4 protein-coding genes are annotated in these 4,962 nt (G+C 76.2%); all 4 read right to left on the bottom strand.

Going from position 1 to position 4,962, the window contains the following annotated elements:
- Window positions 1–2,511 (bottom strand): ATP-binding protein (locus tag ABD944_RS41985; RefSeq protein WP_345187808.1); only part of this gene is annotated, 2,511 nt, incomplete at its 3' end.
- A 249-nt stretch (window positions 2,512–2,760) separates the two neighbouring features.
- On the bottom strand, window positions 2,761–4,194 hold the full coding sequence (locus ABD944_RS41980; protein ID WP_345187806.1) for a rhamnulokinase: 1,434 nt from the start codon (window positions 4,192–4,194) through the stop codon (window positions 2,761–2,763).
- Window positions 4,191–4,811 (bottom strand): LutC/YkgG family protein, encoded by a 621-nt coding sequence (locus tag ABD944_RS41975; RefSeq protein ID WP_345187803.1) that lies wholly within the window; start codon window positions 4,809–4,811, stop codon window positions 4,191–4,193. Before ABD944_RS41975 ends, ABD944_RS41980 begins: the two co-directional genes overlap by 4 nt.
- Entirely contained in the window at window positions 4,808–4,924 is a 117-nt protein-coding gene (locus tag ABD944_RS41970; RefSeq protein ID WP_360358605.1) for a lactate utilisation protein LutB domain-containing protein, read from the bottom strand. The genes ABD944_RS41975 and ABD944_RS41970 overlap by 4 nt, the downstream gene beginning before the upstream one ends.
- Between the last annotated feature and the right edge of the window lie 38 nt (window positions 4,925–4,962).

Below are 4,962 nucleotides of genomic sequence, written 5' to 3'. Positions count from 1 at the left end.
GGCGAGCAGGTCGGCGGCCTCCGCCGCCACCGCCGCGGACGCGGCGGGGTCGGCGGAGCGGAGCGCGTGCGCCCGGGTCAGCCGGGCCAGGCCGGCGTCGCCGGTCAGCAGCGGGTCGGCGATCGCCTCGGCGATGTCGGCCCAGTGCGCCGCGTCGGCGCCGTTCTCCTGCGCGGCGCGGACCGACGCCAGCGCCTCCGCGCAGATCACCAGGGTGCTGAAGTCCAGGCCGAGGGTGCCGTCGCCGCAGGCGGCGATCAGCGCGGTGGCGCCCTCCTCCAGCCGGCCCTCGTTGATCACCGCGATGGCGCGGGCCACATGCGCCATGTGGGTCCACCACTCGCCCGACCCGGTGTCGTTGGCGACGGCCTCGTCCCCGGCCCGCAGCGCCCGCTCGTGGTCGCCCATCCAGGACGCGGTCAGGCACTGCTGGATCAGCCCGTAGGCCAGCACCTCCTGCGAGCGCAGGTCGCGGCCGACCGCGGTGGCCTCGTCGGCGACGGCGGCGGCCTCCTCAAGCCGCCCCGTCTGGGCGAGGACGCGCGACTGCCCGGACAGCATGTAGCCGAGCACGAACGTCTGCCCGGTCGTGCGGGTGATCGACACCAGCCGCTCGGCGTGCCGCAGCGCCTCGTCGTACATGCCGAGGAACGACTCGGCGAACACCAGCCAGGCGAAGCAGTCGAGGCAGTCGGCGAAGTCGTTGTCGGACGCCGCGGAGAACAGCCGGTCGGCGGTCTGGGCGCGGTCGATCGCCTCCGCGACCTCGCCGCGCCCGTAGGCGACCATCGGGCGCATCGCCGCGACCGCCGCCGTCAGGCCGGGGCCCCACCCGGGCGCGCTGTCGGGGATGGTCTCCAGGATGGCGTGCGAGCCGCGGGTGTCGATCCGCTGGATCCGGTCGGCGACGAGCCGGATCCGCAGCAGCACCGCCTCGGGGGTCTGCCGGTCGGTGCTGCGGCGCAGCTCGTCCAGGACCAGGGCGCGGGCCTCGTGGATCCGGCCGAGCTGGCGCTCCATGATCGCGCACATGTGCACGGTGCGGGCGCGGCGGACGGTGTCGTCCGGCGGCAGCAGCCCCAGCAGCGTGCGGGCGGTCTCGCGGCCCTCCTCGGCATGGCCGCTGACGGCCTGCACCTGGGCCAGCTCGACCAGCAGCTCCACCCGGTCGGGATAGGCGCCGGCGCCGGCGCCGGGCATCAGGTCCAGCGCGGCCTGCAGCCAGTACGCGGCGGTCGCGGGCGCCTGCGGCGCGACGGCGCGGGCGGCCTCCAGCAGCGTCCGGATCGCCTCGGCGTCGCCGAAGCGCGCCGACCGCACCACGTGGTGGGCGCGCACGGCCGCCGGGGCGCCGAGCTCGGCCAGCCGCTCCGACACCCGCGAGTGCGCGGCGATCCGCCAGCCGGCCGCCGTCGAGGCGTAGGCGACGTGCCGCACCAGGGGATGGCGGAACCGGAACCGGCCGCCCGGCGCGGGACGCACCACGTCGTGGCCGGTCAGCACGTCCAGGGCGGTGAGCGCGGCGTTCTGGTCCATCTGCGCCGCGACCGACGCGAGCGCGGGCTCGAACACGTCCGCGGCCACCGCGGCGCCCTGCGCCATCAGCAGCGCCCTCGGCGGCAGCGCGCTCAGCTCGACCTGCAGCGCCGCCCGCACCGCCGGCGGCACCTCGGTCAGGTTCGCGACGCCCTTCTCCCAGTGCGGGTCGAGGCCGGCGCCGGACGCGGGCGCGGTCCCGCCCGCCATCCTGGCCAGCGCCTCGAGGTAGAACGGGTTGCCGCCGCTGGCCTTGAACAGGGCCTCGCACCGCGCGCGGCCCACGTCCGGGCCGAGGAACTCGCGGACCTCGCTCTGGGTGAGCGGATCGACCGCCACCCGCGCGCCCTGCGGGCCCGCCGCGTCCACCAGCGCCGCCAGCCGCGGCGACGCCTGCGCCGGACGGTAGGCGACCGCCAGCAGCACCCGCGCCCGGGGCGGGTGGCGGACCAGGTGGTCCAGCAGCTCGATCGTCGCGTCGTCGGCCCAGTGCAGGTCGTCGAGGATCAGCACCAGCCCGGACGGCTCGGCGAGCGCCTCCAGCAGGTGCCGGACGGTGCGGTGCAGCTGGTAGCGCGCCACCCGCGACTCCGGCGAGGCGGCGGGCGGGTCGCCGGACAGGTCGGCGAGCGCGGGGAACACGGTGCCGAGCAGGCGCAGCGCGCCGGGCGGCAGGTCGAGGGAGTGCTCCTCGAGGCGGTCGTCGAGCGCGTCGACCACGGCGCCGAACGGCATCTCCTGCTCGAACTCGGCCGCGCGCCCCGCGACGAACGGCAGCTTGCGGGCGGTCGCGCAGTCCGCGAGCTCGTTCAGCAGCCGCGTCTTGCCGGCGCCGGGCTCGCCGACCAGCGCGACGAGGCCGTAGCCGCTCTCGACCGCGTCGAGAGCGCGGTCGATCCGGTGCAGCGCGTCCCGGCGCCCCACGAGCGGAGCGTTGCCGGGACCCCCGGCGGCATGGGCCGCACGACCCTCCATGTCCACACCCCAACAGCGACAGGCGGCCGATACGCCGTGGCCATGCTTCTTGTTGCGGTACCTCTGAACGAGCGGGATTCACCTTATCGGGTGGAACGTCAATAAGGCAGGACAACACGCCCTGCCTGCGCCTTGCCCACCCGCGACGGCGGCCTTGGACCGTATGTACATAGCTATGAACGGCCCTCGGGCGTCCCATGTCAACCTCGGGAGGGTAAACCGTCCCGGGACCGTGACATCCGCGGCCGGTCAGTCCTCCAGGCCGAGGCGGGAGGCGGCCTCGCTCCAGCGGGCCTCGTCGCCCGACGGCTCGTAGCGGCGCAGGTCCTGGGTGGCGGCGACCAGGGCGCGTGACCCGGCGAGGTCCGCGACGGCGCCGTGCGCGCGGGCCTGCGCCAGGACGTTGCCGAGGGCGGTCGCCTCGACGGGTCCGGCCACCACCGGCAGCCCGCTCGCGTCGGCGGTCAGCCGGCACAGCAGGTCGTTGCGGCTGCCGCCGCCCACCAGGTGGACGACGTCGATCTCCCGCCCCGACAGGCGCGCCGCCTGGCGGAGCGTGGCGCGGTGCGCGAGGGCGAGGCTGTCGAGGATGCAGCGCACGGTCTCGGCGGGGGTGGACGGCTCGGGGAACCCGCGGCGGCGGCAGTGCGCGGCGATGCGGGCCGGCATGTCGCCCGGCGGCAGGAACTCGGGGTCGTCGGGGTCGATGAGGCTGCGCAGGCCGGGCACGCCCCGGGCCGCGGCGAGCAGGCCCGGCAGGTCCGCCTCGCCCCAGGTCCGCTGCGACTCCTGGAGGAGCCACAGGCCCATCACGTTGCGCAGGTAGCGGACGGTCCCGTCGACGCCGCCCTCGTTGGTGAAGTTGGCCTTGCGGCTCTCGTCGGTCAGCACGGGGGCGTCCAGTTCCACGCCGACCAGCGACCAGGTGCCGCACGAGATGTAGGCGAACCGGTCGGTGGCGGCGGGGACGGCGGCGACGGCGGAGGCCGTGTCGTGGGACCCGACGGCCGTGACGCGCAGCGCGCCGTGGCCGGTCTCGGCCGCCACGTCCGCGCGCAGGGTGCCGATGCCGGCGCCGGGGTCGTGCAGCGGCGGGAAGATCCGCGCGGGCAGGCCGAGCCGGTCGATGAGGTCCGCCGACCAGGCGCCGCTCCGGACGTCCAGCAGCCCGGTGGTGGAGGCGTTCGTGCGCTCGGCGCCGATCTCCCCGGTGAGCCAGTGGGCCAGCAGGTCGGGGACGAGCAGCAGCGTGGCGGCCCGGGACAGGTCCTCGGCCGCGAGCTGGTAGATCGTGTTGAACGGGAGGAACTGCAGGCCCGAGGTCCGGTAGAGCAGGTCCTCGCCCAGCTCGGCGCGCACCCGCTCCATCACGCCGTCGGTGCGGGCGTCGCGGTAGTGGACGGGGTTGCCGAGCAGCCGGCCCTCCGCGTCGAGGAGCCCGTAGTCGACGGCCCAGGAGTCGATGCCGACCGAGGACAGGCCGCGCGGGGCGGAGCGGAGCCCGTCCAGGACGTTGCCGTAGAGGCCGAGGATGTCCCAGTGCAGGGTTCCGTTGACCCGCACGGGGCGGTTCGGGAAGCGGCGGATCTCCTCCAGGGCGAGGGTGCCCGGCCCGACGCGCCCGGCCATCACCCGCCCGCTGGACGCCCCGAGATCGACGGCCGCGAACATCGCTTCGCTCATTGGACGACCACAACCTCCAGAGTCCGCGGGCCATGCACGCCCTCCACCCGGGACAGCTCGATGTCGCTCGTCGCGGACGGGCCCGACACGAACGTCAGCGGGCGCCGCGGGTCGAGCCGTTCGAGCGCCTCCGGCACATCGGCGGCGACCTGGCCGGCGAGGACGACGATCAGGTGGTAGTCGGGGACGAGGGACAGGGCGCGCGGCCCCTGGCCGGCGCCGTGGTCCAGCACGATCGTGCCGGTCTCCGCGACCGCCGCCGCGCAGCCGGTGACCGCCCCGGCGAGGCCGTCGAGGGAGGCGACCGACGGGTCGCGCACGAGCTCCGCCCCCGTCGCGGACGTCCACTCCTCCGGCAGGCCGGAGGGGACGCCGTAGGCGCCGGGACGGGCCGCGAGCCGTTCGGCGACGGTCGAGGCGACGTCGGCCGCGGCGACGCGCAGGACGGTCGCGCGGTAGTCGGCGACCCGCTCCGCGAACAGGTCGAGGATCGCGTCCTCGTGGTGGCGGCGCAGGTAGCCGCGGTCGATCCGCCCGTAGGCGGCGGCGACCTCGGCGGCGGGCCGGGCGGGCGCCGCCCGCTCGATCCGGCGCAGGATCTCCTCGCGCGCGTTCACCGTTCCCCCTCCTCGCGCCCGCCGCCGGTCCGGGCCCACCAGGCGCGGAACGACTCGGGCGGCGGCGCGGGCGCGTCCCGCGTCTCGGTCCAGGCGCCGAGCGGCCCGGGCAACTGCTCATCTGGAGCCAGACCGAGGGAGGCTTCGCGGC

The sequence above is a fragment of the Actinomadura verrucosospora genome (assembly GCF_039540335.1).
In the GTDB taxonomy this organism is placed as follows: Bacteria; Actinomycetota; Actinomycetes; order Streptosporangiales; family Streptosporangiaceae; genus Spirillospora; species Spirillospora verrucosospora.
The sequence above is the reverse complement of the archived record's forward strand: the minus strand, read 5'-3'. Positions and strand labels throughout refer to the sequence as shown.

Excerpts from the sequence above, each read along its gene's own strand:
- ABD944_RS41980 (WP_345187806.1), bottom strand. The coding sequence starts at position 4,194 with ATGAGCGAAGCGATGTTCGCGGCCGTCGATCTCGGGGCGTCCAGCGGG.